27 protein-coding genes are annotated in these 25,102 nt (G+C 44.5%); 14 read left to right on the forward strand and 13 right to left on the reverse strand.

Annotated features, from left to right (window positions below; all coding sequences use genetic code 11):
* The first annotated feature begins 43 nt into the window (after positions 1–43).
* Positions 44–442, forward strand: coding sequence for a four-helix bundle copper-binding protein (locus B9G69_RS17525; RefSeq protein WP_088615363.1), 399 nt, complete (start codon positions 44–46; stop codon positions 440–442).
* On the opposite strand, the gene B9G69_RS17530 is transcribed toward B9G69_RS17525, so the two are convergent.
* From B9G69_RS17530 to B9G69_RS17540, 3 genes are read right to left on the reverse strand one after another with little or no spacing between them, the layout of a single operon-like run.
* On the reverse strand, positions 437–1,201 hold the full coding sequence (locus B9G69_RS17530) for a DNA-binding domain-containing protein (RefSeq protein ID WP_088615362.1): 765 nt from the start codon (positions 1,199–1,201) through the stop codon (positions 437–439). The two genes, B9G69_RS17525 and B9G69_RS17530, sit on opposite strands and share 6 nt — an antisense overlap.
* Complete coding sequence (locus B9G69_RS17535) at positions 1,170–2,024, reverse strand: DUF692 domain-containing protein (RefSeq protein WP_254916856.1); 855 nt, start codon at positions 2,022–2,024, stop codon at positions 1,170–1,172. The genes B9G69_RS17530 and B9G69_RS17535 overlap by 32 nt, the downstream gene beginning before the upstream one ends.
* A complete protein-coding gene (locus tag B9G69_RS17540) occupies positions 2,021–2,620 on the reverse strand; it encodes a YceI family protein (RefSeq protein ID WP_088615361.1) in 600 nt (199 codons plus the stop codon). The genes B9G69_RS17535 and B9G69_RS17540 overlap by 4 nt, the downstream gene beginning before the upstream one ends.
* Before the next feature lie 288 nt (positions 2,621–2,908).
* Here B9G69_RS17540 and B9G69_RS17545 point away from each other — a divergent pair, with 288 nt between their 5' ends.
* Positions 2,909–3,313, forward strand: coding sequence for a winged helix-turn-helix transcriptional regulator (locus B9G69_RS17545; protein WP_088615360.1), 405 nt, complete (start codon positions 2,909–2,911; stop codon positions 3,311–3,313).
* Between the two features lie 30 nt (positions 3,314–3,343).
* Here B9G69_RS17545 and B9G69_RS17550 read toward each other — a convergent pair whose 3' ends face one another.
* Both B9G69_RS17550 and B9G69_RS17555 read right to left on the reverse strand, forming a co-directional pair.
* Positions 3,344–3,793 carry a nuclear transport factor 2 family protein gene (locus B9G69_RS17550; protein WP_088615359.1) on the reverse strand — a complete coding sequence of 150 codons (450 nt, stop codon included), beginning with the start codon at positions 3,791–3,793 and terminating at the stop codon, positions 3,344–3,346.
* A gap of 184 nt (positions 3,794–3,977) precedes the next feature.
* A complete protein-coding gene (locus tag B9G69_RS17555; protein WP_088615358.1) occupies positions 3,978–4,859 on the reverse strand; it encodes an SDR family oxidoreductase in 882 nt (293 codons plus the stop codon).
* 148 nt (positions 4,860–5,007) lie between these two features.
* Between B9G69_RS17555 and B9G69_RS17560 the strand changes: the two genes are divergently transcribed.
* A complete protein-coding gene (locus B9G69_RS17560; RefSeq protein ID WP_265437876.1) occupies positions 5,008–5,895 on the forward strand; it encodes an AraC family transcriptional regulator in 888 nt (295 codons plus the stop codon).
* Between the two features lie 53 nt (positions 5,896–5,948).
* Here the strand turns inward: B9G69_RS17560 and B9G69_RS17565 are convergent, their stop codons facing one another.
* The gene (locus B9G69_RS17565) at positions 5,949–7,370 is read right to left on the reverse strand and encodes a S8 family peptidase (RefSeq protein WP_265437877.1); all 1,422 of its coding nucleotides are present in this window, start codon (positions 7,368–7,370) and stop codon (positions 5,949–5,951) included.
* A 247-nt stretch (positions 7,371–7,617) separates the two neighbouring features.
* Between B9G69_RS17565 and B9G69_RS17570 the strand changes: the two genes are divergently transcribed.
* From B9G69_RS17570 to B9G69_RS17605, 7 genes are all read left to right on the forward strand, one after another.
* On the forward strand, positions 7,618–8,166 hold the full coding sequence (locus tag B9G69_RS17570; protein WP_088615355.1) for an NADH-quinone oxidoreductase subunit B: 549 nt from the start codon (positions 7,618–7,620) through the stop codon (positions 8,164–8,166).
* Positions 8,153–9,835, forward strand: coding sequence for an NADH dehydrogenase (quinone) subunit D (gene nuoD / locus B9G69_RS17580; RefSeq protein ID WP_088615354.1), 1,683 nt, complete (start codon positions 8,153–8,155; stop codon positions 9,833–9,835). Before B9G69_RS17570 ends, nuoD begins: the two co-directional genes overlap by 14 nt.
* Before the next feature lie 17 nt (positions 9,836–9,852).
* Entirely contained in the window at positions 9,853–10,326 is a 474-nt protein-coding gene (locus B9G69_RS17585; RefSeq protein WP_088615353.1) for a complex I 24 kDa subunit family protein, read from the forward strand.
* On the forward strand, positions 10,326–11,618 hold the full coding sequence (gene nuoF, locus B9G69_RS17590) for an NADH-quinone oxidoreductase subunit NuoF (RefSeq protein WP_088615352.1): 1,293 nt from the start codon (positions 10,326–10,328) through the stop codon (positions 11,616–11,618). The genes B9G69_RS17585 and nuoF overlap by 1 nt, the downstream gene beginning before the upstream one ends.
* A complete protein-coding gene (locus tag B9G69_RS17595; RefSeq protein WP_088615351.1) occupies positions 11,599–13,176 on the forward strand; it encodes a 2Fe-2S iron-sulfur cluster-binding protein in 1,578 nt (525 codons plus the stop codon). The genes nuoF and B9G69_RS17595 overlap by 20 nt, the downstream gene beginning before the upstream one ends.
* Positions 13,173–13,697: a NuoI/complex I 23 kDa subunit family protein gene (locus tag B9G69_RS17600; protein WP_088615350.1), complete on the forward strand. Its 525-nt coding sequence runs from the start codon at positions 13,173–13,175 to the stop codon at positions 13,695–13,697. The genes B9G69_RS17595 and B9G69_RS17600 overlap by 4 nt, the downstream gene beginning before the upstream one ends.
* Positions 13,698–13,898: 201 nt before the next feature.
* Positions 13,899–14,306 (forward strand): hypothetical protein, encoded by a 408-nt coding sequence (locus B9G69_RS17605; RefSeq protein WP_088615349.1) that lies wholly within the window; start codon positions 13,899–13,901, stop codon positions 14,304–14,306.
* Positions 14,307–14,325: 19 nt separating this feature from the next.
* Here the strand turns inward: B9G69_RS17605 and thpR are convergent, their stop codons facing one another.
* Positions 14,326–14,934 (reverse strand): RNA 2',3'-cyclic phosphodiesterase, encoded by a 609-nt coding sequence (gene thpR, locus B9G69_RS17610; protein ID WP_088615348.1) that lies wholly within the window; start codon positions 14,932–14,934, stop codon positions 14,326–14,328.
* A gap of 83 nt (positions 14,935–15,017) precedes the next feature.
* On the opposite strand from thpR, the gene B9G69_RS17615 reads away from it, so the two are divergent.
* Entirely contained in the window at positions 15,018–15,323 is a 306-nt protein-coding gene (locus B9G69_RS17615; protein ID WP_088615347.1) for a putative quinol monooxygenase, read from the forward strand.
* A gap of 17 nt (positions 15,324–15,340) precedes the next feature.
* Here B9G69_RS17615 and B9G69_RS17620 read toward each other — a convergent pair whose 3' ends face one another.
* Positions 15,341–16,288: a TerC family protein gene (locus B9G69_RS17620; RefSeq protein ID WP_088617163.1), complete on the reverse strand. Its 948-nt coding sequence runs from the start codon at positions 16,286–16,288 to the stop codon at positions 15,341–15,343.
* 215 nt (positions 16,289–16,503) lie between these two features.
* Between B9G69_RS17620 and B9G69_RS17625 the strand changes: the two genes are divergently transcribed.
* The gene (locus B9G69_RS17625; RefSeq protein ID WP_088615346.1) at positions 16,504–17,412 is read left to right on the forward strand and encodes a LysR family transcriptional regulator; all 909 of its coding nucleotides are present in this window, start codon (positions 16,504–16,506) and stop codon (positions 17,410–17,412) included.
* Here B9G69_RS17625 and B9G69_RS17630 read toward each other — a convergent pair whose 3' ends face one another.
* The 4 genes from B9G69_RS17630 to B9G69_RS17645 all read right to left on the reverse strand — a co-directional run bounded on the left by B9G69_RS17630 (position 17,413) and on the right by B9G69_RS17645 (position 22,200).
* Positions 17,413–17,874 (reverse strand): hypothetical protein, encoded by a 462-nt coding sequence (locus B9G69_RS17630; RefSeq protein ID WP_141096919.1) that lies wholly within the window; start codon positions 17,872–17,874, stop codon positions 17,413–17,415. It abuts the gene before it with no gap.
* Positions 17,862–19,280 (reverse strand): transglycosylase SLT domain-containing protein, encoded by a 1,419-nt coding sequence (locus B9G69_RS17635; protein WP_141096918.1) that lies wholly within the window; start codon positions 19,278–19,280, stop codon positions 17,862–17,864. The genes B9G69_RS17630 and B9G69_RS17635 overlap by 13 nt, the downstream gene beginning before the upstream one ends.
* Positions 19,281–19,445: 165 nt before the next feature.
* Positions 19,446–20,915, reverse strand: a complete 1,470-nt coding sequence (locus tag B9G69_RS17640) for a class I SAM-dependent methyltransferase (protein ID WP_088615343.1) — start codon at positions 20,913–20,915, stop codon at positions 19,446–19,448.
* A 178-nt stretch (positions 20,916–21,093) separates the two neighbouring features.
* Positions 21,094–22,200 carry a fatty acid desaturase gene (locus tag B9G69_RS17645; RefSeq protein WP_088615342.1) on the reverse strand — a complete coding sequence of 369 codons (1,107 nt, stop codon included), beginning with the start codon at positions 22,198–22,200 and terminating at the stop codon, positions 21,094–21,096.
* A 242-nt stretch (positions 22,201–22,442) separates the two neighbouring features.
* On the opposite strand from B9G69_RS17645, the gene B9G69_RS17650 reads away from it, so the two are divergent.
* Together B9G69_RS17650 and recO are read left to right on the forward strand one after the other, a co-directional pair.
* Positions 22,443–23,429: a hypothetical protein gene (locus B9G69_RS17650; protein ID WP_088615341.1), complete on the forward strand. Its 987-nt coding sequence runs from the start codon at positions 22,443–22,445 to the stop codon at positions 23,427–23,429.
* Positions 23,430–23,438: 9 nt separating this feature from the next.
* Positions 23,439–24,038, forward strand: a complete 600-nt coding sequence (recO, locus tag B9G69_RS17655; RefSeq protein ID WP_088615340.1) for a DNA repair protein RecO — start codon at positions 23,439–23,441, stop codon at positions 24,036–24,038.
* Between the two features lie 51 nt (positions 24,039–24,089).
* Here recO and B9G69_RS17660 read toward each other — a convergent pair whose 3' ends face one another.
* On the reverse strand, positions 24,090–24,980 hold the full coding sequence (locus B9G69_RS17660) for a tyrosine-type recombinase/integrase (RefSeq protein ID WP_088615339.1): 891 nt from the start codon (positions 24,978–24,980) through the stop codon (positions 24,090–24,092).
* Positions 24,981–25,102: the final 122 nt, after the last annotated feature.

The raw sequence follows: 25,102 nt of genomic DNA on the forward strand, positions 1-25,102 counted from the left end.
ATAGAATTTAGGTGGAGACCTATTTCATTATTCGGAGGTTGTTATGGCGTCGAATTCAGTGCAAGACAGCGAAACCGCGAAATGTATTAAAGCCTGTATGAATTGCACCAAAGCGTGTATGGAAGCCCTTCATTATCTTTTGCAACAAGGGGTTTCAGGCAAAAATGTCTCTGTTCTGCAAATGTGTGCAGAGGCGTGTCAGCTTTCATCAAAAATGATGTTGGCAGAGCTAGAGTTTCATCACCAGGCCTGTGAGCTATCCTTTGAACTCTCAACAGCTTGTGCCGCGATCTGTGCGTCCTATGACGATCCTTTGATGCAAAGATGCGCTGAAGCTTGTCGTCACTGTTCGGAAACTTGCCGTGGTATGGCAGGGATGACAGTGCATATGAAGGGGACAGCAAAGGACCTACGCAGCACTTTGCCGTCCACTCGTTTATAACAGGATGATATCGTCGATAATGCCGGTTCTCATCAAGATGTGAAACAGCTTCTTGTTGTCGGCTGGCGAGATCACTTCAGAAAAGCCTGAAAGCGCTTGAGAAATACTTTTGCCTTTGCGCAGATCTAGAATCACTTCTGCATGAGTGGGATCGATAGGTTCCACCATAAGTTCTTTATCTTTTTTATAGATCAATACGCTCTCCGGTTTATTCCAGTCGATATCTTCGTACATGTAACGTGGCTCTTTTCGATGTGCCCACAGTGAAGTCACTGAATACATGCTTTGGAATATACCCATCGCTTCAATAAATGATATGCGGAAGTTATTCGAGTGGATCACGTCATGGACATTTTCGACAGGAACGGGATCTGGAGTGGCGGCATTGTTTACTTCTTTTAAAAGCCACTCGAATTGCGCTAAATCCTGTAAAAACGGAATACCGCGAGTTTTCGCCGTCGCTCCCAAATACTCGGGAAAATTGGCTCCGTACTCTGACAGTCGAAAACTAACAGCAGGTTGGGATTCGATATATCGCCCCGTCAGCTCGTGAAAAAGATCAGGTCCCAATACCCAGGCGAAAGTTTCATAAGTGCGGGCCAATGCGCCAGCTAACTTTGAATAATAGATGTCGTGATATATTTCGAAACCCTGTTCTAAAGGAATATTGCCGACGGGACGCATGCCTTGCAGGACCTGGTCGGATACTACATTGAACATTCCTGACTTAAACAAATGCTGAGCTTCGCTGGTTTTCATTATTGTTCTCCAAGATAAAAGAGGCTTTGATCACTTCCATTTCGAGATCGCTAAAATCGGGAATATTGCGCTGTCTTTCAATTCCGACCGGCAGATGTCGGATATAAGGTGCCACGATTTTGAATAGATCCCAGACAGGTCTGGTCACCTCAGACGCTTTCCTGTCCAACCAATGTGATTCCGTTTCGGTAGGCCCCGATAAATGAACTTGTACGACTTGATTCAGTGGCAAACTTTGCAATTGTTTGCGCGGACAGAATCCATGGTTCATTGCATTTACGTAGAGAGCACCGAGATCTAATACCAATCCGCATCCGGTGGCGCGTGCAAGTTCACTCAGGAATTCAAACTCGCTTTGATCACTGTGAGCATAGTTCACATAGGTCGCTATGTTCTCAAGGGCGATGGATGTTTTAAGCTGGTTCTGAACAGAATCAATATTATTGCTTACCAGTTGCATAGTTTCTTGATTTAAAGGAAGTGGCAAAAAACTATGCATGTTGTGAGTACTAACACCGGTCCAGCAAAGATGATCTGAAACGACGAATGGTTCCACTCGTTCAATCAAATTTCGCAATTCTTGAATATAGGTGGCATCAACCCCATCCGGATTGCCGATATTTAAGTGAGACCCATGTAAAGCAATGGGATAGTCATGGCGAAGTTTTTTTAACACTTCCATGGAACGGCTCAGGGGAGACATATAATCTTCACTGGAAGCTTCAAACCATGTGACGTCTGTCAAAGGCTGTTGTTCTAAAAAAGAAAAATGGGAAGGGTTTAAGCCCATTCCCACTTTGAAGTTTGATGTTTGATACTTCATTTGGCTTTTCCTGGTACGATGGCTTCGCCTTCGATTTCCACGTCAACATTGTCACCAACCACGACGCCTCCTGTTTCAAGTGCTTTATTCCACACCAAGCCGAAATCTTTTCTGTTTAGTTTGGTTTCGATTTCAAATCCGATGCGGCGATTGCCCATGGGGTCTGTGACGGCACCTTTGTAATCCACATCCAGTGTCACATCTTTTGTCACGCCATGAATAGTGACCTTGCCTTGAACTTTTTTGGGTTTGGCCGTGTCGTATTCCGTTTTGCTGCTTTTGAATTCAATTGCTGGAAACTTGGCGACGTCTAAGAAATCAGGACTTTTTAAATGTTTATCGCGATCGGCTTGATTGGTGTTTATAGAATCCGCTTGGATTTTTACAACCACGTTATCCAGTTTTTGAGACTTTTCATCAAAATCGAAACTGCCTTCGAATTTGGTGAATGATCCTTTTACTTTTGAAACCACCATGTGGGGTACTTTGAAAGTAACGCTTGTGTGGGCAGGGTCAATGTTGAATTTTGCGGCCCAGGCAGGGGTTGATAGAAATGCAGTTAGGATCAAGAGAGTTTGGACTCTTTTGTAGTGCATGAATACCTCGCTTTTTTGTTTTTTGTTTATGGTTTTATGGGAGAGGGGAATGGGCAAATTACCAATCAGAAAACGCAGCCTAGAATGCTGAATTACACACCCGCGGTTCACCAAGTCCGTCAGCCCCGAATCAGTCTGTCGTGTACCCGCAGCCTGCCTCGCGGCTGTCGCCCCTGGGTGACTTCGTTTTTAATTCGCAATCCATGCTTTTGGATTTCATCGAACCTTCCTTTTTTACTTTTGAATTTTGTGGTATATTTGGGGTAGTTGCTATAAATGGGATAGTTTATGAGTAAAGTGGATGATTTTTTTGAAGAGCGGATCGAGGGGATGATTTCTAAGATCCGTAGGAAGCCTTTGTTCGATGAGACTTGTATTTTTAGTCTTGGGGCGCGGTTGCTTGGGGATAAGTGGACTATTATTATTTTGGTTATTTTGATGGAAGGGAAGAAGCGCTATAGCGAGTTGCAGCGACAGATTCCTACGATATCTCCCAAGATGTTGGCGCAAACTCTTAAGAAGCTTGAACAGTTGGATTTGGTGAAGCGTCAGGTGTATCCTGAAGTACCTCCGCGAGTTGAGTATGAGCTGACTTCGTTTGGTAAAAGTGTTCGACCGGCAATTACCATATTGTGTGAGTGGTCGGTAGAGCATGACTCTAAAATCCGCCGGGTTGCTAAAAATGTAGAATAAAAAAAGGGCAGCGAGAGCTGCCCTTTTACTTTAAAGCGTGGCGATAGCGCCTTGATAGTTGTTGTTTTCTCCAAGCGCAGTCATGGCTACGAGTGGATCCCAGAAATCTTTGTAGCGTGTGATTTTTCCGTCTTTGGTGTAGACCAGTGAGATGTAGGTCTGATTGTAAGGGTTGCCATTGGCCAGCATGTGCCCTTTCGCGGTGAACTCTGCCACGACCAGTTCTGGGTCTTCAGTTAAATGAAAAGTCGGCTTCGAGAATTCCAGTTTGATGGTTTCTGGGAAGTGTCGCATGTATTCACGGATCATGGCCTTGCCTTCAACTTGTCCTGGATAGACCGGCAATTTAAAAGGGAATTCTAGCACTCCATCCTCCGCCCACAGATTCACCCACTCATCTACTTTGCCGGATGAGAGATTATCTAAATGGGCTTGAAATGTGTTTTGTGCTTGTTGTCTGAGTTCTTCTTTGGTTTTCATGATGTAACGCCTTTCTTTTAGTTTGTTACTATCTAAAAGATAGCATCATTTTTGAATTTGAGAAGATCGCACTATTTTGTGCCTGACTTTCCAAAAGGAAAGTAATGAAGCGGTTTTGATTTGGCGGCGTCGCCCGGGAAATTATTTTTTTACCAGACGCGCCAAAAGGACTAGCGCTTTGCTATTAGTAGTTTTCTTGAATGTCGGTTAATAGGTCTGTTTGGGTTGGTCTCCAGTTTAAAATATCTTGAGTCAGTTTGTTAGAGGTAGGGGCATGAAGGGAGGCGAAGTGGGTGAACCAAGTGAAGTGGGCTTCGGCCTCTTGTCGTGATTTGCTGACTACCGGAAGGTTTAGTTTTTTGCCGATGAGTTCAGCTATTTGTTTGAAAGATATTTCTTCCGCTATTGCATGGTAATTAGCTTGTTTGGCTCCTTTTTCTAGGGCCAGTCTGTAAAGGACTGCTGCATCTAAGCGGTGGATGGCAGGCCATTTGTTTTCGCCATCTTCAATGTAGGCCGAGACACCTTTTTCTTTTGCCAAACCAATGAGTACAGGTACGAAGCCCTTATCGCCTTTGCCATGCACTGATGGAGCCAAGCGAACAACCGAAGTTCTTACTCCTTGTATTGCCACGTTTTGTGCGGCTTCTTCAGAGGCTGCTCGGGGGTGTCCCGTCGGACCAAATATTGGCATGTCTGATTCTAAGGCCCTACGCCCTGGCGTCAGTATCGCTGCACCAGAGGTTATCACTAAAGGACGATCCGTCCCCTTAAGGACCGTACCTAGTGTTTCGATAACGGCACGATCAGTTTCACAGTTTTCTTTAAATTTTGAAAAGTCGTGGTTGAATGCTGTGTGAATGACACCATCAGATTTTTCAGCGCCAGATTTGATGGAGTTCAAATCATAGATATCACCCAGGTGAACTTCAGCTCCTGCGGTTTTAAGTTGGGATGCACCTGCTTCTGATCTGGCAAGGCCGAGGACCTTGTGGCCTGACTTTAGTAGTTCTTGAACGACGACGGAGCCTACAAAACCTGTGGCGCCTGTTACAAATACTTTCATAACTGACCTCATTTATGTTTAAGTTCGTTCTTACAATTTATCAGGTGTGTGGATATCGTAAATTCCCAAAGGTCCAAAGGTATTGCCTAATCGTCCAAAACCGGGATAGTGATTTGTGACGGTGCGGATTTTGGTTTAAAATTGAGATATGAAAGACCTGGCTTCGCAGCTCTTAAAAGCGTTCAATGACTACGGCCCTCCGGAAGGGACTCATCCGACACCTGTTACAGGGGTATATTGCACAAAAATATCTCAGGATCGTCCCAAATCGAAACTTCGTTGGCGAGCTTGTTTGGGAATTGTGGTGCAGGGCTGTAAGGAAATCGTTTTAGGGCGCAGTGTTTATCGTGCGGAACTTTCGCATTTTACCGCGACACCCTTTGAATTGCCTGTAACTAGTCGCGTGCCTGTGCAATCCAAAGACAAACCTTTTTTGGCGATCCTTATTGAAATCAATCCGCAATTATTGACGGAAGTGGCTGCTCAAATGAGTCATGATTTTTTAAATGAAAAGGATGATACACCAAGAGCCCTTTTTGCAGGCGAAGCCGATGAGCAGATGTTGGAAGCGGCTCTGCGCTTAACGAAGCTTTTCATCAAGCCTGAGGATGCGACGGTTGTGGGCCCATTGATAGTTCGCGAGATTCTTTATTATCTGCTTAAAACATCTCAAGGATCCGCGATTCGCCAGGTGGTTTCTTCAGGAAGCAAAATGCATCAAGTTTCGAAAGCATTGTTTCAGTTGAAATCTGATTTGCACCAGCCCATTGATGTGAACGAGCTGGCTAAGGTGGCAAGCATGAGTCGTTCTGCTTTTTTCAAACACTTTAAAGAAGTGACGGCAATGAGTCCGATACAATATCAAAAGCGGTTGCGACTTTTAGAAGCAAAACGTCTGATGATGGATGAAAATGAAACGGCGGAAAGTTCTGCTTTTAAAGTGGGCTATAAAAGTGCCTCTCAATTCAGTCGCGAATATTCGCGGATGTTTGGTAAGGCTCCTCTGAAGGATGTGACCGCTTTAAAAAAGAGATAAAAAAAAGGGAGCTCAATGAGCTCCCTTTGGTGGTTTTAGCGGTGGTTCTGAAATTAGAATTTCAAAAGGGCGCCAACATCCAATTTACCATTAGATGTTACTTTGCCGTTCAAAGCTGGGATTGGTTTTGCAGAACCCAAGATCGCAGCTTTAACGTCTTGCCAAGATTTCTCTGGGTGAGCTGACCAGTAAAGAGCTGCTGCACCGGCAACGTGTGGAGTGGCCATTGAAGTCCCATCCCAAGTTGCTTTAAAACCGTATTTATCGATTACGATATCAGAATAGTTGTTAAACACCGTCGTCGAGAAAACAACAACGCCTGGTGCGCCGATATCTACAGAACGATTGCCCCAGTTCGAGAATGAGCCCAATTGGTCTTTAGCATCGATAGCTGCCACAGAGATGATGATGTCGTGTGGATAGCTTGATGGGTAAGCTGGTGCTGCGTCGTTATCGTTGTCATAGCCGACACCTTTGTGACCGTTACCAGCCGCTGCGATGAACAAAACACCTTTGTCTTGTGCAAACTGAACTGCATCACGAAGAGCTTTATTCTCTGCGCCTGCATTTGGATCTTCACCTTCAGAACCCCATGAGTTGCTCATGATTTTTGCGCCGTTGTTCACTGCATAGTTGATCGCTTTGATCGCGTCGGCCGTTGTGCCTTGGCCTTTTTCAGAGATGAAACGCAAAGACATGATTTTCACGCCTGGTGCAACGCCTGCGATACCTTTGCCGTTATTGTTGCGGGCAGCAACGTTACCAGCGCAGTGAGTCCCGTGACCTGGGTTGCCACCTTTGAAAAGGATATCAAGTGGCTCCATAGAAAGGTCATAAGGTTTGTTGTCATTAGATACAAAGTCCCAACCAATAGTGTCATCGATGTAGCCGTTGCCATCATCGTCGATACCGTTGTTAGCGATCTCTTTTGGATTTCTCCAAAGATTTGGAAGGAGGTCTTCGTGGGTATAGTCTACGCCCGTGTCGATCACCGCGACAACAACATCTGGAGAACCCTGAGTGACTTTCCAAGCTTCAACCACACCAATGTTGTTCATGCCCCATTGTTTATTGAACAATGGATCTGCGCCCGTAGTTGCTTGCGGAGCGTCAGGGATTTCTGGGTTGTCTTTAATCGCCAGAACTTGTGGTTCTGGGTTACGGCGCAACATTTTTGCCAAAGCAGCTCTGCGCAAAGGATCTTGGATGCGATAGTCTTCCATCAAGTGAATCGGATAGTTCGGTTGCACATACTCAACCGCTGGATTTTTCGCCAAAGTGTTGAAACTCATAGATTTGGGCGCTTGAACACGAACTAGATTTTCCGTGATTTTTTCTGTTTTCGCGCCTGAAATTTCGACGTTGTCGAAGCCAGGTGCCAGTTTAATGAGCAAATCTTGTGTTTTGTGTTGAGCTTGAGCACCCAAAGCAAAAGCGAGAATGGCAGAAGAGGCGAATACAGCCATCTTAGTCATGAAAAACTCCTTTCAAACAATCCTTGTTATGTGGTTACGCAGTCGAGTTTCTCGACGGACGTTGAGTCGAAATTTAAGTGTGTGAGCATTCGAGAGGAGAATCAATTTCAATTGGAGATCTGCACGCATTTAGCTTGGCGCGTTGAAGTTTATCAGACGCGGGTTTACAATGAGTATCTAGTTGTCAGGACTACGGTTTTTCGTTAGTTACTTAATGATAGCTAATTGAAATTGCAGAGGTGTATTTATGCACAAAGATCAAGTGCAAGGTTCCGCGCTCGGAACTCAAGCAGCAGACGATCAGTCGAGAGACATTGCGTTCACTACGAAGCTCGATCACATCGTTGCTTGGGGACGCAAAAATTCATTGTGGCCAATGCCGTACGGTACTGCTTGTTGCGGTATCGAATTCATGTCGGTGATGGGACCGAAATATGACCTTGCTCGTTTCGGAGCAGAGGTTGCACGTTTCTCTCCTCGTCAAGCAGACTTACTTGTGGTTGCGGGTACGATCACTGAAAAGATGGCGCCAGTCATCGTTCGTATCTACCAACAAATGCTTGAGCCAAAATACGTAATCTCCATGGGTGCATGTGCAAGCTCAGGTGGCTTCTATCGTGCGTATCACGTTCTTCAAGGTGTTGATAAAGTCATCCCTGTCGACGTCTACATCCCAGGTTGCCCTCCAACACCAGAAGCGGTGATGGATGGTATTATGGCTTTACAAAAAATGATCGGCGATCACACTCCACGCCCGTGGAAAGACAACTGGAAGAGCCCATATGAGCAAGCTTGATACACTAAAACAAAACCTAGCGGGTCGCTTCAACACTGCGAACTTCAAGTTCTACAACGCCATCGGCGATGACATCATTGAAGCTCCAAAAGAAGACGTTCCTAAACTTTTGATGTACTTGAGAGAATCAGGTTCATTCGACTTCTTGATGGACGTTTGCGGAGTGGACTATCCAACTCGCGAAAAACGTTTTGATGTTGTCTATAACTTGTTCTCTTCAAAGGACAACACTCGCTTGCGTATCAAAGCGCAAGTAGGTGAAGGCGAGTCGATCGGTACAGCAATTCCAGCTTACCGTGGTGCGGACTGGTTCGAGCGCGAAGCTTACGACATGTTCGGTATCAAATTCGAAGGTCACATGAACCTTCGCAGAATTTTGACTCACCACCAATTCGTTGGACATCCTCTTCGTAAAGATTACGAGGCAGACCAACAACAATCTTGTACAGCTTCTTTGCCAATTCATTTCAATAACGAACCGGGTGAACCAGGTGATGTATTGAATGATAAATATGTTCCTTTGAACATCGGTCCTGCCCATACAGCGATGCACGGTACTCTTCGTGTTATGGCTGAAATGGACGGGGAGACAATCGTTCGTTGTAACAACGAAATCGGTTACCTTCACCGCTGCTTCGAAAAAATGGCAGAGACTCACCCATACAACCAAGTGATTCCATACACAGACCGTTTGAACTACTGCTCAGCTCCAATGAATAACATTGGTTACTGTAAAGCGGTTGAGCGCGTATTGGGTGTTGAAATTCCGCCTAAAGCTCAAGCAATGCGTATCATCCTTGCCGAGCTTTCTCGTGTTATCGACCATACGATTGCAATCGGTACTGGTGCGATGGACTTGGGTGCTTTGACTTCATTCTTCTATATGTTCGGTTTGCGTGAGCAAGTTTATACTTTGTTCGAAAAACTTTGCGGTGCTCGCCTGACGGTTTCTATGACTCGCGTAGGTGGTATGGCTCAGGACGCGCCGGAAGGCTGGTTCGACGAGGTCTTAGCTCTTTGTAAAGAGCTTCGCCGTGGAACGGATGAGATGGCGGGAATGGTTGTTGATAATAAAATCTTCATCCAACGTACTCGTGGTGTTTGCCCTGTTTCTGCTGCTGATGCTATTCAATGGGGTTACACAGGTCCCATGCTTCGCGCTTCTGGCGTGAACTTGGATTTGCGTAAAGCCAATCCATACTATGGATATGACCAATTGGATTTCGATATTCCAGTAGGTACGACGGGCGATATCTATGACCGTTACTTGGTTCGTTTCGAAGAAATGCGCCAATCTATCCGTATTATTGAACAAGTTTGTAAGAACGTACCAGCGGGCGATTACACGATTCGCGATAAAGGTATCGTTCTTCCAGAGAAAAAAGACGTTTACGGTAACATCGAGGGTTTGATGAACCACTTCATGCTTGTGATCAAAGGTCTTCGTCCACCAGTGGGCGAAGTTTACGATGCAACAGAGGCAGCGAATGGTGAATTGGGCTTCTATTTGGTGAGCGATGGCTCTGCCAACCCATACCGTTTGAAAGTTCGTCCACCATGTTTCGCAATCTATCAGTCTTTCCCGACTGTTGTTAAAGGCGCGATGTTGGCGGATGCGATTGCGACAGTCGCTTCGATGAATCTTATCGCCGGCGAACTAGATCGCTAATTTAGAGGGTAATAACGATGTTTAAACTTTCTGAACAAGGCTTGGCTAACGTTAATAAAGAACTTGCTCGCTACGAAGCGAAAGAGTCTGCGATTATTCCAAGTCTTTATATTGCTCAAAAAGAAAATAATGGCTTCATCACGCCAGATATTATCCGTCACTTGTCTCAAGTTATGGATATTCCAGAAGCGCGTATCAATGAAGTTTTCAAATTCTATACAATGTTCAATCAAGAACCTGTCGGTAAATACCACGTTCAAGTTTGCACGAATATTTCTTGTGCTCTTGAAGGCGGTCGTGAAATGGCCAGCCACATCTGTAAAGAGTTGGGCGTTAAGCTTAACGAAGTGACAGCTGATGGCCGCTTTACAGTATCTAAAGTTGAGTGCTTGGGTTCATGTGGAACTGCTCCAATGATGCAAGTGAATGACACTTATCATGAAAAGCTAACTCCAGAGTCTGCAATGAACTTGTTGAGAGGTATGAGATAATGGCTGAATCAAAAGTTCTTACAGAATTCTATCATTTACCAGAGTACCAAACTCTTGCAGGTTACAAAGCTAAAGGCGGTTACGAAACTTTGCCCAAAGCTTTGAAAATGCAACCGCAACAAATCATCGACGAAGTAAAGGCTTCTGGTCTTCGTGGTCGTGGTGGTGCGGGCTTTCCGACGGGAATGAAATGGGGCTTCTTGCCGAAAAATGGCGAACCTCGTTACCTACTTTGCAACGCCGATGAAGGTGAACCAGGTACTTTCAAAGATCGTATGATGATGGAGCGCGCTCCTCACCAATTGATCGAAGGTATGATTATCTCTGCTTTCGCAGTGGGTTCACACAAAGGTTACATCTATGTGCGCGGTGAATACGTATTCCCTATCGAATGCCTGAACAAAGCGATCAAAGAAGCTTACGATGCAGGTCTTTTGGGTAAAAACATTTTGGGTTCAGGTTTTGACTTTGACCTCGATGTTTACCGTGGTGCTGGTGCTTATATTTGCGGCGAAGAAACGGGTATGATTTCTTCTTTGGAAGGTCTTAAAGGCCAACCAAAATTGAAACCTCCATTCCCAGCTGTTCAAGGTTACTTGCGTAAGCCTACAATCGTGAACAACGTTGAAACGCTGGCAGCCGTAACTTACATCGTTAAAGATGGTGCGCAAACTTATCGTAAATTCGGAACTGAAAAATCAGCGGGAACTAAATTGTTCTCTGTATCCGGAAACGTTGTTAAGCCAGGTAACTACGAAGTACCACTTGGTTATCCTTTGATTGATCTTATCAATAACGAATGCGGTGGTATGAAGCCAGGTCGTAAATTGAAAGCAATCATCCCGGGCGGATCGTCTGCTCCGGTTTTGACAGCTGAAGAAGTTATGAAAGCGAATCTTGATTACGAATCACTTGCAGGATTGGGCACAATGCTTGGTTCCGGCGCAGTTATCGTGATGGATGACTCTCAATGTATGGTTGATATGTTGGGTGTTTTGACTCACTTCTATGCTCACGAATCATGCGGTCAATGTACTCCATGCCGTGAAGGTACTGGTTGGTTGAACAAGATCCTTCATTCGATCTTGGAAGGTCGTGGCCGTCTTCAGGATATCGATTTGTTGGTTAAAGTTGCTGATAACATGAAAGGTAAAACTATCTGCGCTCTTTCAGACGCTGCTGCTTTACCGGTTCTAAGTTTCGTAACTAAGTTTAGAGATGAATTTGAATTCTACGTTCGTGAAGGACGTTCGAAAGTAAAAGGAACGACATATGCCGAAATGCACCATTAATGGCAAAGAAGTCGAAGTAAAAGAAGGCACGTCGATTATCGAGGCGATGCAACAGTCGGGCGATCGTATCGCTCACTATTGCTGGCACCCAGGGTTGAGTGTGGCCGGTGTTTGCCGTCTGTGCATGGTGGAGATCGAAGGAAATCCACGTGTACAAATCGCATGTAACACAATGGTTACTGAAGGCATGAAAATCAATAACACGTCTGAAAAAGTAAAAGACGCTGTTAAGTGGGGTCTCGACTTCCACTTGATCAACCATCCTTTGGATTGTCCTATCTGTGACCAAGCCGGTGAGTGCGGATTGCAAGACCAATACATGGAGTACGGTAAGTACGATCCAGAAATGGCCGAGCACAAGCAAAAGAAACACAAGGTTGTCGATCTTGGTCCAACAGTTGTCTTGGACTCTGAACGTTGCATCCTGTGCTCTCGTTGTGTTCGTTTCACTGAAGAAGTTTCTAAAACAAACGAACTTGGTTTGTTCAACCGTGGTGACCGTACTGAAATCGGTACTCACGATGGTATGCCTTTGGATAACAAGTATTCTTTGAATACTGTGGATATCTGCCCAGTGGGTGCATTGACTTCCAAAGACTTCCGTTTCCGTCAGCGCGTTTGGTATCTAAAAGATGGCGACAGCGTATGTAACGGTTGCTCAACGGGTTGTAACATTAAAGTGTACTACAATAAGGAAGGTCTCTTCCGTATTAAACCTGTTTACAACGAACAGGTGAATGGTCACTGGATGTGCGACAACGGTCGTAACGCTTATAAATTCGTAAACCGTGAAGCGCGTATCCTTAAAGGTATGGTTCACAGTTCTGCTGGCTGGACAGAAATGGCTCCAGGTGCAGCTGCGAAGGCGGCACATGAAGTTTTAAAAAATACTTCTGGCGATGCTTTGGCGTTGGTTTTGACAGCTCAATACACTGTTGAAGAGTATGAAGCGATCTTCAAAACATTCGTTGAAGAATTCAAAACTAAAAAAGTATTCTTCTGGATCAACAACAAAGAAACTTTCGACAGCTTTGACGGATTGCTATCTCGCGGAGATAAAAATCCGAACACTAAAGGCCTTCTGAAAGTAATGGAAAAATACGGTATCACGGCGACTTGGAATGATTTGTCTGCAGGTCTTTCAAACGGTTCCATCAAAACTGTTGTCGTAGCCGGTCCAGAAAACCAGGTCGTTTTCCCTGAATACAACGACAAGTTGAAAGAGCTTTCCAAAGCTCAAAACTTGATCTGGATGCAATCAGGTAAAAACGAAGCGTTGTCTGCTTTGACGGGTAATGTTTGGATCATTCCAATGAAAACATTCGTTGAAAAAGACGGTACATTCGTCAATTACTCGGGTCTTGAACAAAAGATCAAAAAAGTAACTAACGTTGTTTCTGAGGCTCTAACTTTGACGGAAGCGACTTTGTTGATGTCTGGTAAAAACTTGGCGATGCCTGTGACAGCTCCATTTATGCCAAACAACCAACGTCCTGACCAAGTTGAGTTGGAACATCGTAAGAAGAACGAGTTTGTGTTCAGAAGAGGTAGCCTATGAGCGTAATGCAAAATAACTCCGAAAAGTCCAAATGGTACTTGCCGGGGATTTTAGGTGGCTTGTCCGTAACCATGAAACACATGGTTGGCAATCTTGTGAACCGCAAAAAAATGATGACTTTGAATTACCCGGAACAAAAGTACGACTATTCTCCGCGTTTTAAAGGTAATCACGTTTTGACAGTTAAAAAAGACGGTTCACTTCGTTGCACAGCTTGTATGTTGTGCGCGACGAACTGTCCTGCTGAATGTATCAAAATCGTGGCAGCTGAACATAACGACCCATTCGTTGAGAAGTTCCCGATTTCTTATGAGATCGATATTCTTCGTTGCGTATTCTGCGGTTATTGTGAAGAAGCTTGTCCGGTAGACGCGATCCGCTTGGGCCCTGAGTGGCAAACTCCAGCGGTGAACGGTGGTCAGTTCATTTACGACATCAACCACTTGGCGTACCGTCCCAACCTTAAGGGTGGTATCCAGACTCACGTTGATGACGAAGAACGCCACAAACAGGGTATTTAGTTTTTAACGGTTAAGAATAGAAAAAGCCACCATCGAGGTGGCTTTTTTTTTAAATGTACGTCCTTAGTTTCTCCATCCTGGGTCAGCAAACACAGTTACTGATATGGAAATATAGTTCTATGGAAGGTCTATTTCCCTGAAATTAGAAATTCGATTTTCATTTTTTGAAATCAAACGGTACCCTTTGAATAAGGGGGTTCTATGAAAAGCATCTTTATCGGTTTTTTGCTAAGTCTTCTTCCTCTTACTTTATTTGCTCAGGCGCAAATTGAAATCAGCTCCGTGCAACCTGAAGATCAAATGATCGAACCGTCAGGCGATCAGTATTACAATTATAATTTCGGTTCTACGTTTGTGAACTCTCGCAAGTATGTGGACTTTACCGTGACTTCGGTGGGGGATGAGCCTCTCGAGCTTAAAAAGCTAGCGATTGCTGGTGGATTTGTTTTCGATGCTCAGACGAATTGCCCGGACTCATTGCCGGTGGGAGAAAAGTGCATCGTTCGCACATTCTTCTGGCCGCGTGAAAAGAAAATGTATTCTGGTCGTTTGTATATGGTATTTGCTCACGGTCGTTCGATCGTGAACCTTGCTGGCCGCGGAATTTAATTCTGCGGCTTTTGGGAATTTACTCTTCGGTCTGAATTAGATTTTCATCTTGGTCTTTTCCGGTTAAAGCCGCTCGAAACAATGGCTTATAAATCGGAAACGCCCCCGCAAGTTTTGATTCATACAAAACAATTTCATTCACGTGAATCTTGCCAAAACTTTTGCGTTTAAATGGTGAAATCATATCTTTCACACTTTTTGGATTGCGCAGGCGAGCGATCGTCAAATGCGGAATGAAATCGCGCTTATCAATAAAGCTTAGCAGATTGCGTTCTTTCAAGATTGCATCAAGTCGGTCTTTGAATTCCCCCAAAGCTTTTTTGTTCTGCACACCCAGCCACAAAGTACGTGCATCGTGCTCCGAGGAAAAGGCACTCACGTCATCAATCTTCAAATCAAAGGGCTTTGTCTGTTCACATGCATCTTGCAAAGCTTGGCTTAAGGCGGGGATGCTGTCTTCGGATGTTTCACCCAAAAAGCTCACGGTGATATGGAAATTTTCCGGAGGAACCCATTTAATCACCAGTTCTTTTTGATCGGCATTGATTTTCAATTTTTTGTAGGTCGGCAAGAAACTTGTCGCAAGTGGATCGGTCGCGTTCAAAGCAAAGAACAGGCGTTTATTCATGATTTCATTTTAGCAGATATTCCCAGTTCACCAAGACGTATTATTGAATGGCCTGATAAACTAACGTTATCGGGAGAAAAGCCATGATTGTGATGACATCCAAGATTCAGGTGAAAGCTGAAAAAGAACGAGAGTTTGTTGGTCTGGCCGCCATCGTCGTCAATCCAGCTCGTGCAGATAAAGGTTGTATGAGTTTTGAATTTTTCGAAGACCCACTAGAGCCAGGTGTGTTCATGTTTATTGAGACCTGGAAAAGTTGGGAAGACCTGCACGCTCACTTAGAGCAAGGATACACCAAGGATTTTTATGCGGCATTGCCTAAGTTCGCAGTGATACCACCCACCATCACGACTTATGAATCGCGTGGTGGGCAGCCAATGACACTTTAGGGGAGGGGCCCCATTTTTTAAGGCTTATTATCGGGAGGGACTGACTTATCCTGCGGCGTCGCAGGAGGAGCTGATTTAGGAGGGATCAAAAGCGATAACGCAATTGAACCACCTATGAAAACCGCAATCACTGCTAAAGAAATTCCAATTGGGAAGTGACCATCAAATACTTTATTCAACCAAGTCATCTTTAAGCCCACAAAGATCAACGTGAACGCCAAACCATATTTCAGTAGGTGGAACTTATCGACCACGCCCGCAAGAAGGAAGTAGAGCGATCTAAGACCTAAAATGGCAAAGATATTCGACGTGAAAACGATCATGGGTTCTTTGGTCACGGCAAAAATAGCGGGGACGCTATCCACAGCAAAGATCACGTCAGTGAATTCCAAGAACACCAACGCCACAAAAAGTGGTGTCGCGTACAGCAGTCCATTTTCCTTAATAAAGAAATGGTCTTCATGCATACGATCGGCCACACGAATGTGCTTACGCATAAATTTGATCAACCAGTTTTTAGAAGGATCAGGAGCATGTTCGCTGGAGAACATCATCTTCACACCAGTGATGATTAAGAACACGCCAAAAATCAGAACCACCGCTTGGTACTGCATCAAGACGGATCCCAGAGCGATAAAGATTGCACGGAAGATCAAGGCTCCAATGATACCAAAGAAAAGGACTCTGTGCTGATACTGTGCTGGGACACCAAAGAACCCGAACACCACCACAAAGACAAAGATATTATCGACCGATAGGGATTTTTCGATCACGTAACCTGTCAGGAACTCCAGTCCTACCTGATTTGCAATCGCTTGGTCGCCAAATTTATAATAGGTATAGCCATACAGGAGGCCGTTAAATACCAGGGCTAAAGAAATCCAGGCCACCGACCAAGCGGTGGCTTCTTTAAATCCAACGGTGTGAGAGTGCTTGTGAAAAACACCTAGATCCAGGGCAAGCATACCGATGACGAATCCAAGGAAGGCAAGGTAAAACCACCAGTATTCTGCAAAGGGAAAAAGTAACGTAGTTTGGTCCAAAAAAATCTCCTAACCAGCTGTTGAGAAGGTCCACCTGATGCTAAAGCAGACTTAATTCCACTAGTTTATATAACTTTTAATCTTCTGAAAAATAGATAAACTGTAATAAGTTATTCGCTTATAACGAAGAGGTTCCTATGGCGGTCAAGACAACAACTCAAGATTTTCAATGGCTTAACTATCACCACCTGCATTATTTCTTTACGATTGCGCAGGAAGGCAGCATCGCCAAAGCAGCCGAGAAATTGAAAATTGGCCAACCCACTCTTAGTACTCAATTGAAACAGCTGGAAGAGTCTTTAGGGAAGCCTCTTTTTGAAAGAAGTAAACAGCGCCTGCATTTGACAGAAGCCGGGCGCATTGCTTTTGAATACGCACAGCAAGTATTCAGCCTGGGCTCCGAAATGGTGGAAGTTCTGCAGGATCGTTTGCAGAACAATCGTGTTCATGTGCAAATCGGGGCGCTAGATAGCGTGCCAAAGGACATCACGCACAAAGTGATCATGCAGGCTTATAAAGCGGGGAACTGCAATGTCTCGGTCGTCGAAGGATCGGGTGATCAGCTGTTGCGCGAGCTTGAAAATCACCATGTGGATTTGCTTCTTTCAAATTATGCACCCTCCACCGATTTTCAATCAGTGTATGCGAAGTCTATAGCAAAATTGCCGGTCGTAGTTTGTGCTTCGGAAAAATTTAAACATCTTAAAAAAAACTTTCCACAAAGTTTAGAAGGCCAACCCTTTGTGATCCCGACAGTTCACAGTAAATTGCGTCGCGAAATCGATCACTATTTTAAGGTTCACAGAATCAAAGTTGATCAGGTCGCTGAAATTCAGGACACGAGTTTGCAAACCTTGTTGGGAGCCGAGGGGGTAGGATTGATTCCCGTGGCCGATGCGGTGGCAAAGAAACTTACCAAAGATGGCAAATTGATTGTTCTGGGAACGATGAAAGGTGTCTACGAGGAAATCTGGTTAATGGCTGCAAATCGCAAGATCGAAAATACAATTGCTGCCCAGGTAATGAAAGAATTTACTCTGACTTGATTATTCGCAAATAGCTTTCAAAACACGGAAAGAAACAAATTCATACGGGGTCATTTTACTCGGCAGCGAGAACTGCAATTGGTTCCAAGATTGAGCTTCTGTTTCCTCAACGTTTTCAATACCAGCATCCGTCAGTAAACCATTCAAGGCCTTGGCGCATTCGTGTTTATTAGCCTTTTTAATCGTAGCACGATCCAAAGCCACGATCAGGTCCACCAACTCTGAAGATTCTGCATCATAAGATTTGTTGGTCAAAGAGGCTTCTCCGATTTGATCAGCTCGCATAATAACCAGCTGCTTAAATTCTTTTGCCAATGCCATCTTCTGAGTTTTACTTGTAGAAGCTTCGATCGCCGTCACTGATTTTTCAATCAGATTCTTAGAATAAGAATCGTTCAAAGCCCATGAAGCTGATGGAGCAAAAACCGCGATAGAGATTAGGGTCGTGATTAGTTTAAGCATGAGCCTCCCGCCGCACCATGTTCGACCAAGTCGATTTTGGTTTGGATTTTCGCATAATAACCCGCAGTTTCTTTGATACGAGCCTTAGAGCCAGCATTACCTTTATTAGGATAAGTGCGAGCGTATTCTTTTAATTCCTCAAGGAAAGTATCGGCATTTGTTACTTTCTTTTTTGCGTATTTGGTCGTTAACAGCTTAGTGAGTGGCGTTTTCAAACCAGCATAGCCTGTATTATGGGACCAGATCATAGTGGCGCGTTTGATCTTAGCCATTTCATTGCTGGATAAAGCAAATTTAGCTTTCATTTTTTCATCGTCAAAAACACTGCTGTCAAAATAGTCCTTGGCCTCTTTAAGAGCAGCGTAAGTGTAGATCATGTTAGTAACGGGGTTTCCTTCATTGATGGAAACACGGTCACAAGTTTTCCCTGAACTCATAAGTTTGTCTTCTTTTAAAAACTCTGTCGCAAGCTTTTGGCAGCGAGAATCAGGATGAGTCAGCAAGAACTCTTCAGTTTCGGAAATCATTTTATTCACAGCATTGATAGCAGGGGAGGTGAACTGACCGATACCACCTGCACCCGTTTTAGATGTGATATTGATATGGAAGCCGGACTCCACAGAGATCATACCGAACACCGCTAGGATGTTCTGCTTTTGAGCAGCTGCAGATTCACCTTCACCGATGTAAGTCTTCATACATTGGGAAACGACTTCGAACGTGTTATTCACCAGAGTAAAGTATTTTTCGCTGACGCAAGGACGTGCAGGAGCATTCTTAGCATTTCCGCCAGAGCATGTTTTATAATTTACGACCGGGCCTGATGAGGGACTCTGTAAGAACATCGCAGTTTCGATACAAACGGGACGAACCATCGGTTTTTTAGAGATGGGAGTTCTGATCAAGGCACCCAAATAAGATCTACTGAGTTTCTTTCTCTCCAAAGCTTCTTCCAAATAGTCGTCTTTATCAGAACATTGGTTGAAACGCATAGACGCCACTTCACTCGCCACCGAGCAATTTGTGCAAGCTACGGTTTCGTTTTTATCGCCTTTGCTATAAGCCAGGATCTCGTTCACTTTATTCATTTTTTCGACTTGTTTAACAGCGTTCGTGTTCAAAGATGCAGTCGCATCTTTTGAAACTGGTGGCTTTTTAGAAACTGTCGCAGCTTGTGTGGGAAGGTTCGCTTTCTTTACTGAAACCGTTTTAGCTTTCACCGCAGTTTGAGTCTTTTTTGCGGGCGTTTTATCGATGATTTCAAGAGGATAGATTTTTTCTACGTATTTATCTGTTTTAGAAGCTAGCTCAGTCACTTCAAATAAATGATTATCTGACGAGGCAATCATCATGATTCCGCATGTGGCAAACAAGCTGGCTTTCAATAAGTAGGCTGAAATATTCATTTGCATGATTCTCCTCAGCTTTTTCAGGAGCAAGATGGCTGCCAAAATGGAACATGTGTTTTCAGTGACTTATGCTGGATGAAGCTGTCTCAATCTGAGACTTTCGCGGAGGGTGACGTAAAGTGTCCTGACTCTGACAGAATCAGAACACTTTATTGATAGAATCTACTTCTGGATTACGATGAAAAGGTTTACGCCCAAAGGCTCTTTTTCAACCCACATCTTCGAGCCAAGGCCTTCGAAAACTCGCATCAAATCTGCCTCGGTACGATAGATCAATGTCCAATCCAAGAAAAGCTCAAGGAACGGCCCATATTTGTAGTTATCAGCACAGAAATTTCCAATGATAATTTTGCCACCAGGTTTTACAGCATCGAGCATTCTTTCCGCCGTACGGCGAGCAATCGGCTCGGTGAAATAGTCAAACAAACCTGCAGTGTAAATCATGTCATAGTCTTTTTCAGGAAAGCCCTGAGCGATAATATTGCGAATCGCTAGGTTGCTAAACTTGAAATTAAATCCTGACTGCATTTTGCGATCAATCGTATGCAATTGGCGGTGAGCATGTTTTAAAGATTCTTCGTCCTGGTCCACACATGTAAATTCAGCATCGCGCCCGATAAAGGCTGCAGAATTTTGTAAAAAGATCTGTTGTTCTTTCGCGGGGCCGCTGGCGATAGACATTAATTTCAACGTTTGATTCGAAGGCGTCTCTTGGAACAATTCTTTAATCTTTTTCGCTAAGTATTGACCACGGTTTCGTACCGCTGTGCCAGAAGCGTCTTCGACAAAGTATTTGTGGATACATTGATCGTACAATGTTTTGCCAACGACTTCGTCACGGTAAAGCTGATTCATCATTTCATAGTCGCCGGCATATCCACGGGGTTTATGATAGGCGCGATGAGCGAACGGGGCACCCCATAGCAAAGGACCCATTTGTTCACGAGCAAAAGTCATTGCCCATTTTAATTCAAACTTATTCATGCCCTTCATCAAACTTGGAATTAGCGGATAGGAGGGGCTGAGTGCTGCATTCATATACTTCGCAAAGGCCTCGGCCACCGTCTTACGGAATTCCATTTCCTTGTGGAAATCGTTCAAGGGCTTTTGTTCTTCGATGCGATCAATCTTTGGTTTCAAAGTGGCTAGGAAATCACGAAGCTCGTAAACGAAGACTTTAAATTCCATCGGAAGTTGCGCCACACCACGAGCATAAGCCGATTGTTCTTCCATCACCAGATGAGCTGCTTCATTGGCTTTAATTATTTCCACGTTTAAGGGCTCATTCATCACGTCTAAACCAATGATGATGGTATCTTGACCTTTGTCATCCACCAGGCGCTCTGACTGCGCCCAGCGTACCTGCAGCTTCTGTAAAGTGATTTCCTTAAACATGACATCACATTCAGTGGTAATGTGAGCTTTAAAGTACTGTTGCACCAGTGGAAGCTCTTCTGGCTCCACGATCACAGAGCAACCAAAGATGCTAACGTCGTGAATGGCTGCCTTATAACCACCAAAGGATAGGAAGCATGACTTAGGAGTGATCGTAGTGCGATCTTGTCTAATAGAACGTTGTTGCGCCTTTTTTTCGACGCTGAAGCTTTCTTGCTGTAACGCGGATTCACCCATGAATGTCCTCCTGACGTTCAAAATTCAACGAGGGGTATTCTTGGTATATTAAATAAAAATTTAATTAGTAGAAATGGCGGGTAACATTTACTAGACCTAAATCTATAAATGTTTTGTTCGATAAAAATAAAAAAGCCCGCTTTTCAGCAGGCTTTTTCGTACTTATGTAATCAAATTTCTAAACAGAGCGAAGGTGAAGCTTCCACAACTTCATGCCCATTTGGAATTCTAAGTGGGCAACTTCTAGCTCGCGCTTAATTTCTGCAAGCTTGTGATCGTAGGCTTCTTTCAACTCTTCACGTTTGCGTACTGCGTCCGCTTTGAATTGCTCGTAGTCTTCACGAAGCTTTTTGATCTTCGCCTGAGCTTCGATGATTTTTTCTCTCATCACATTTAGGTGTTCTTCAGCGAAGCCCACTTTTGTAAGCTCTGCGGACTCTGCTTGCAAACGAGCTTTCAAAATTTCTACGTTGGAGATTTGGCGAAGTTTATATGCCAAGCCCATGACGTTCAAAGTTTGAATAACCCATTTTGTTGGATCCCAGTGATACCATTTGATCCCGTTACGATAGTCGATTTGAAACTTATGGTGGAAGTTATGATAACCTTCACCGTGAGTTAGAACCGCTACAAACCAAGAATCACGCGCTGAAATCTCTTTCGAGTAAGTTTGTTTGCCCAAAGTATGGCACAAAGAATTGACGAAGAATGTTGATTGCTGAGTTAAGAAAATTCTCAAACCACCAGCGATAACCAAACCACCCATCCATGAGCCCATAGCCGCGCCAATCAAAGTGGGAACAACAAAGCCCGTAGCGAACGCCAACCAACCGTAATATTTGTGTTGGAACTCAACCATCCAATCCTTTTGAAGATCTGGAGCATGGATTTTTTGATCTACGGAGTCCTTAAAGAACATCCAGCCCATATGGGCGTACCAGAAGCCTTCATTGATATTGTAAGGGTCTTTTTCACCATCGATATGTGTATGGTGGCGGCGGTGATCCGAAGACCATTTCAATGCAGACCCTTGAAAGGCAGAAGCACCGATCAAAAGAAAGATCGCTTTAGCAACGGGATGCGCATCGTAGCTTTTATGTGAAAACAAACGGTGGTAACCAGCCGTGATGCTCAAATTAGTAGCAGCGGCGAAAACTAGTGCAAAAAGGGCAATACCCCACTCGAAGCCGTGCATATAGAAGTAAATCGGCATCAGGATGAACGTGATTAGCGGGTTCAATGTCAGGAACAACGCTACCGACCATTCAATTCTTTTCTTTGTCATTTGTACCTCTCACTAAAAATCTATCAGAATGGCAATCTTTTCGATACATAATTCCCCTTAGCGCCAACGAGTGTCGCGTCCTGAATCACCATTTAAGACTGGGTTGGAGCGCCTTGTTAAGAGCGAGTTCAACCACATTCGATCTGCCCGATAGATGAAAGTTAATTATTTTTTATAAACCGCAGGGAAATCAGACTTTTGTCCCAAAGTCATTTGGCAAAATTGATGTTAGCGTCATTGATATGTACATCGATGTTGTGCGACCGGAAACTTGGGATGAGTTGAATGATTCTTTAAAAACCCAGATTGGATTAGCTGATCCTTTGCGCGTGCGCGTTTTCAAGGGACTGGCACATGCGGTTTTTGAAATTGCTCAGGGAAGCGCGCAATTCATGGCGCATAAAAAGTCGATTGGCTTTATCAAGGGTCAGACCCCCGTTTTTGAAAACTTACTGCCTTACTATTATAAAGAAACTTACGAAGTAAATATCATGTCACACCTGCAGTTGGAGGATGTGAAAGCTTGGGCTGATGGTTTAAAAAAAGACACTAACTTTGTGGTGTTTGCCGAAGACCATCCCGTGACAGGGGAGCTATATCCCTTTGTCGATGAGCTTGATAAAGTTCTGAATGAAAAAAGAATCTATGCGTTCCGCATTTCTCACTCACGCCATTTTCACCATAAAACAGATATGCGCCCTTACTCTGTGCGCTTGTGCTCCTATTCAGGAAATCTGGCCGTTGCTGTTTTAGGTGAAAGATTCCGTTGTCCGCCGATGATGGTGCAAAATATGGAATGGAATCAAGGGGATGTTTCTCAGGAGCTAATGCTCTCTCAAGAAGGGCGTAAATTGAATGAGTCCCTTGTGAGTTCTTTTGAAGCTTCCTTAGCTGACATTGCACAACCTTACTTTTCTTCTGGGAAAGCACGTCTATTTGATCGTGCGGTCTTAGTTTTTAAAGATGTCAGTGCCGAGGCCTTACTGGAAAAAACCTTTGCGAAACTGAGTCTTTCCAGCGCCGAAGGGTGGGGAATGGCTGATAGTACGAATATGTGCCATTGGTCAGATATGAAGATGTTTTCGAACTGGTGGGAGCCAGCTCCAAGCCTTGAAAGTCTCCGTGGGCTTGTGATTGCCAGCCCTACGATCCTGGAGAATCCTCAGTTTGCCAGCGCACTTCGCGAAAGTTACCAAGAACTGCTTGAAGAGCAGTCTTGGAACGTTTAGATATGGGGCATGTCCCAAGCTAAAGATAAATTCATTATATTGCGTAAAATGAAGTACGGAGAGTCCGATTTGATTTTGCATGCAATTTCTCCGCAAGGAGAGAAGTTATCTTTCATGGCTCGTGGTGCTCTAAAAAGCAAAAAACGTTTTGGTGGTGGCATCCTTGAGCCCACGCATTTCGTTAACTTTACATATAAAGAGGGCGTGGCCGAAGGCAAGATGCACACTCTTCAGGAAGCTTCTTTGATCAATGATTTTCCCGGTATCCGCCAGGATTACGATCATCTGGAATTTGCCCTTCATGTTTTGGACTGTGTAGCCAAAGTTTCCCAAGAGGGAGATAAGCACTCCGACTTTTTATTCAATCTTTTGGGACATACCTTAAAGTCGATCGAAATCGCGCAAGATGTTCTGATTTTGAAAATGCATTTCTATCTGCGCTTCATGCTTCAGCAGGGTGTGATTCAACCAGAACCGTGGATGGCGCCCTTCTTAAAAACGAATCTTGCTGATACAAATACTCTGCTGCCATATCGTCAAATCGTCGACGAGGAACTAAACAACGTCGAAAACATGGTACGACACTATATTGCTCACGCCGTTATCTAGTCGGCTGAACCTTTTTGACCAGCCTTGGTTCAGTGGGTGGTTCGCGTTCTGCTATTTTCCTTTGCCTAGGGGGTGGAGGGCCTCCATGGTTCGGGCGAGTTGGTCGATTCCGAGGTGAGTGTATTTTTCTGTGGCTTGCAGGCTTTCGTGGCCCAGCATCTCTTGCAGTGTACGTAAGTTTGCTCCGCTGGAGAGAAGGTGAGTGGCGAAGCTGTGTCTTAAGGCGTGGGGATGCAACGGTTTTAAAAGTCCTGCGCGTTGACCACTTTGGCGAACCATTTCATATGCAGTTCTTTGTACCAATGGTTCTTCGCCAAAGACGTAGTCATTAAACCCGCATTCTTTTTTCCATCTTTGCAGTGCTTGCACCGTCATACTGGGGAGGGCGACAACTCGCTCTTTATTTCCCTTACCCATCACGCGCAAAGTTTTCTGTGGAATCTGCACGGAATCCCAGCGCAAGTTGCAAGCCTCGCTAATACGCAGTCCGCCTCCGTACAAGAGCAAGAACAAAACTTTCTCTTTCAAGGGGGCTGCATCCTTACCATCAAATGTGTGCAGCACCGCTAACGCTTCATCAACACTTAGAAAGTGGGGGAGTTTTCGGGGTACTTTCGGGCAAGTCACCTGCAGGGAAAGGTCTCTTTCCAGAAGGTCTTCCACGACGTAGGCCCAGTGAAAAAAGCTCTTCAGAGTCGCTGCTTTTCGGTTCCTTGAGGCCAAGGAAAGTGTTGCCCAGCGGTTGAATGCAGCCCTAACTGCCCCCATCAACTCGGCCTCTGAATATGAGGTTTGCTTCGATTGTGAGGATTTATCCAATTCGAAAGCCTGCTGCAAATCGAGGGTATAGTGCTTGATTGTGAGGGGGGAGGCTGACTTTATAAAAGTCATATATTTCAGATATTTATCTATGTTTTCGGAGAGCTTAAACAACTTGCTCATAAGCACCCTAAAGTACCGGCTCCGGTCATGGCGGATAAAAAAAATATAACGCCATGCATTTTTTTTATTGAAAAAGGTACAGGACTAAGGTTATAACTCAATGCGTCGGGAGCGTCTCACAC

Origin of the sequence: Bdellovibrio sp. SKB1291214 (genome assembly GCF_002209355.2) — a bacterium.
GTDB lineage: Bacteria > Bdellovibrionota > Bdellovibrionia > Bdellovibrionales > Bdellovibrionaceae > Bdellovibrio.

What these genes read in the sequence shown, in the direction of transcription:
- B9G69_RS17525 (WP_088615363.1), top strand. Translation starts at nt 44, where the DNA reads ATGGCGTCGAATTCAGTGCAAGACAGCGAAACCGCGAAATGTATTAAA.
- B9G69_RS17530 (WP_088615362.1), bottom strand. Translation starts at nt 1,201, where the DNA reads ATGAAAACCAGCGAAGCTCAGCATTTGTTTAAGTCAGGAATGTTCAAT.
- B9G69_RS17535 (WP_254916856.1), bottom strand. Translation starts at nt 2,024, where the DNA reads ATGAAGTATCAAACATCAAACTTCAAAGTGGGAATGGGCTTAAACCCT.
- B9G69_RS17540 (WP_088615361.1), bottom strand. Translation starts at nt 2,620, where the DNA reads ATGCACTACAAAAGAGTCCAAACTCTCTTGATCCTAACTGCATTTCTA.
- B9G69_RS17545 (WP_088615360.1), top strand. Translation starts at nt 2,909, where the DNA reads ATGAGTAAAGTGGATGATTTTTTTGAAGAGCGGATCGAGGGGATGATT.
- B9G69_RS17550 (WP_088615359.1), bottom strand. Translation starts at nt 3,793, where the DNA reads ATGAAAACCAAAGAAGAACTCAGACAACAAGCACAAAACACATTTCAA.
- B9G69_RS17555 (WP_088615358.1), bottom strand. Translation starts at nt 4,859, where the DNA reads ATGAAAGTATTTGTAACAGGCGCCACAGGTTTTGTAGGCTCCGTCGTC.
- B9G69_RS17560 (WP_265437876.1), top strand. Translation starts at nt 5,008, where the DNA reads ATGAAAGACCTGGCTTCGCAGCTCTTAAAAGCGTTCAATGACTACGGC.
- B9G69_RS17565 (WP_265437877.1), bottom strand. Translation starts at nt 7,370, where the DNA reads ATGACTAAGATGGCTGTATTCGCCTCTTCTGCCATTCTCGCTTTTGCT.
- B9G69_RS17570 (WP_088615355.1), top strand. Translation starts at nt 7,618, where the DNA reads ATGCACAAAGATCAAGTGCAAGGTTCCGCGCTCGGAACTCAAGCAGCA.
- nuoD (WP_088615354.1), top strand. Translation starts at nt 8,153, where the DNA reads ATGAGCAAGCTTGATACACTAAAACAAAACCTAGCGGGTCGCTTCAAC.
- B9G69_RS17585 (WP_088615353.1), top strand. Translation starts at nt 9,853, where the DNA reads ATGTTTAAACTTTCTGAACAAGGCTTGGCTAACGTTAATAAAGAACTT.
- nuoF (WP_088615352.1), top strand. Translation starts at nt 10,326, where the DNA reads ATGGCTGAATCAAAAGTTCTTACAGAATTCTATCATTTACCAGAGTAC.
- B9G69_RS17595 (WP_088615351.1), top strand. Translation starts at nt 11,599, where the DNA reads ATGCCGAAATGCACCATTAATGGCAAAGAAGTCGAAGTAAAAGAAGGC.
- B9G69_RS17600 (WP_088615350.1), top strand. Translation starts at nt 13,173, where the DNA reads ATGAGCGTAATGCAAAATAACTCCGAAAAGTCCAAATGGTACTTGCCG.
- B9G69_RS17605 (WP_088615349.1), top strand. Translation starts at nt 13,899, where the DNA reads ATGAAAAGCATCTTTATCGGTTTTTTGCTAAGTCTTCTTCCTCTTACT.
- thpR (WP_088615348.1), bottom strand. Translation starts at nt 14,934, where the DNA reads ATGAATAAACGCCTGTTCTTTGCTTTGAACGCGACCGATCCACTTGCG.
- B9G69_RS17615 (WP_088615347.1), top strand. Translation starts at nt 15,018, where the DNA reads ATGATTGTGATGACATCCAAGATTCAGGTGAAAGCTGAAAAAGAACGA.
- B9G69_RS17620 (WP_088617163.1), bottom strand. Translation starts at nt 16,288, where the DNA reads ATGCTTGCCCTGGATCTAGGTGTTTTTCACAAGCACTCTCACACCGTT.
- B9G69_RS17625 (WP_088615346.1), top strand. Translation starts at nt 16,504, where the DNA reads ATGGCGGTCAAGACAACAACTCAAGATTTTCAATGGCTTAACTATCAC.
- B9G69_RS17630 (WP_141096919.1), bottom strand. Translation starts at nt 17,874, where the DNA reads ATGCTTAAACTAATCACGACCCTAATCTCTATCGCGGTTTTTGCTCCA.
- B9G69_RS17635 (WP_141096918.1), bottom strand. Translation starts at nt 19,280, where the DNA reads ATGAATATTTCAGCCTACTTATTGAAAGCCAGCTTGTTTGCCACATGC.
- B9G69_RS17640 (WP_088615343.1), bottom strand. Translation starts at nt 20,915, where the DNA reads ATGGGTGAATCCGCGTTACAGCAAGAAAGCTTCAGCGTCGAAAAAAAG.
- B9G69_RS17645 (WP_088615342.1), bottom strand. Translation starts at nt 22,200, where the DNA reads ATGACAAAGAAAAGAATTGAATGGTCGGTAGCGTTGTTCCTGACATTG.
- B9G69_RS17650 (WP_088615341.1), top strand. Translation starts at nt 22,443, where the DNA reads ATGTACATCGATGTTGTGCGACCGGAAACTTGGGATGAGTTGAATGAT.
- recO (WP_088615340.1), top strand. Translation starts at nt 23,439, where the DNA reads ATGTCCCAAGCTAAAGATAAATTCATTATATTGCGTAAAATGAAGTAC.
- B9G69_RS17660 (WP_088615339.1), bottom strand. Translation starts at nt 24,980, where the DNA reads ATGAGCAAGTTGTTTAAGCTCTCCGAAAACATAGATAAATATCTGAAA.